The organism is Brumimicrobium mesophilum, from assembly GCF_003025005.1.
Taxonomy (GTDB): Bacteria; Bacteroidota; Bacteroidia; order Flavobacteriales_D; family Crocinitomicaceae; genus Brumimicrobium; species Brumimicrobium mesophilum.
The window spans coordinates 1-1,388 of sequence record NZ_PVSS01000046.1 but is presented as its reverse complement, the minus strand read 5'-3'; the positions used below and the strand labels follow the sequence as shown (position 1 = coordinate 1,388).

Annotated in this window: 2 protein-coding genes; both read right to left on the bottom strand. The window is 34.1% G+C overall.

Going from position 1 to position 1,388, the window contains the following annotated elements:
- Positions 1 to 151 precede the first annotated feature (151 nt).
- A complete protein-coding gene (locus C6368_RS16960) occupies positions 152 to 799 on the bottom strand; it encodes a hypothetical protein (protein WP_107040404.1) in 648 nt (215 codons plus the stop codon).
- A gap of 3 nt (positions 800 to 802) precedes the next feature.
- Positions 803 to 1,342, bottom strand: coding sequence for an OmpA family protein (locus C6368_RS16955; RefSeq protein ID WP_107040403.1), 540 nt, complete (start codon positions 1,340 to 1,342; stop codon positions 803 to 805).
- Between the last annotated feature and the right edge of the window lie 46 nt (positions 1,343 to 1,388).

Below are 1,388 nucleotides of genomic sequence, written 5' to 3'. Positions count from 1 at the left end.
GAGATGGAATCTCGCACGAGCGGGGGGGATGTTTATAAGTAAAACCCAAAGCCACGAGAAAGCTTCGCTAAATCTCGCGGCAATCTTGGGGGTGGTTTATTCGCTTTTATCTCGGGAGTAGCGTGGTAGAAACTGGATTAATAACAAAAGACTATTCAAGTATATAGTTGAAGTGAATTTCGGTTTTTTTAACACTTCCTTGCTCTTCCTTAGTAATCTTCTTGATTAAGCTGTTAATATAAATATAATTTACTTCAGTTTCTGATACTAATTTATCATTCTCTTGTACAGTCTTTTTTACTAAATATAACATGTCATCATCTTTATAAAAATACCTTTTTTCGACCTCTATTTTTATTATTGAATTTATAGATTCATCATACACATTTGATATCGACACCTCTTTAAAAACTTTACCGCCCTTTTTGGAAACTATAACTTCTCTGTTGCTAGGTACACTATAAATATCACGGCTCCCTTCAGAAGTTACAGAAAACGTATCTATTCTTTCTATATCATTACACTCATCATAATAAAGTCTAATGGTTCGAAGATGATAAGATTTATTAGTAATTTCTTTTTCAACTAAATACCCTAAATTATTAAATTTCAATTTTGTAGTTCTCAAAGTATCAGTTGAATCAGCATCTACATTAATTCGATTAATCTCTATTTCAGATATTTTGTTAAGTTCACATACATCACAATAATAATCTTCGCCATAATAAACCCAAACAAATTCTTGACCTAAGCAGAATTGAGATGTTAGAACAACTAAATATAAAAGAATTAACCTCATGACTTACTGTTTTTCTAAATCACTATTGTTGGAAAAACGTATTTCTGTTCTTCTATTTCTATTTTGCAATTCTCCGTTATTTTCATCATTTTTATATAACAATTGTGTTTCCTCTAAACCTATACCTTTAACTCGACTTGAATCAAACGTCCCTCCATTAGCACTTGATAAATTGATGGCAGCTTCTATTATTAATTGAGCTGTGAAATTGGCTCGATTCTGCGATAGACTTTTATTATAATCAGTTGACGCAAGAGATGATGTATGACCATAGACCTCTAGTGATAAACCAGGATTTTCTAAAAGCACTCCTGCCCAAGCTTTCGCGGCTTCTTTTGCAACTTGCAAGCTCTCTACACTTAACTTGTGCTCATCATTTTCAAAATTGTAACTTACTGTTGCTCCCCATTTTTGAGTATGTTTAACCACCCTATATGACTCACCTGTTTCCTGATCAACCATATAGGTTGAGTGTAACATTGCTTGCTCAGGACTCAATGGCCCTTCATCATTCGAGCTATACAAATCAGTAGCCTCATTCATCCCTCTATCCCCCCGCTACCGCGAGATTATTCTCGTGGTCGTCTGA

Coding starts and splice junctions, on each gene's coding strand:
- C6368_RS16960 (WP_107040404.1), bottom strand. CDS start 799: ATGAGGTTAATTCTTTTATATTTAGTTGTTCTAACATCTCAATTCTGC.
- C6368_RS16955 (WP_107040403.1), bottom strand. CDS start 1,342: ATGAATGAGGCTACTGATTTGTATAGCTCGAATGATGAAGGGCCATTG.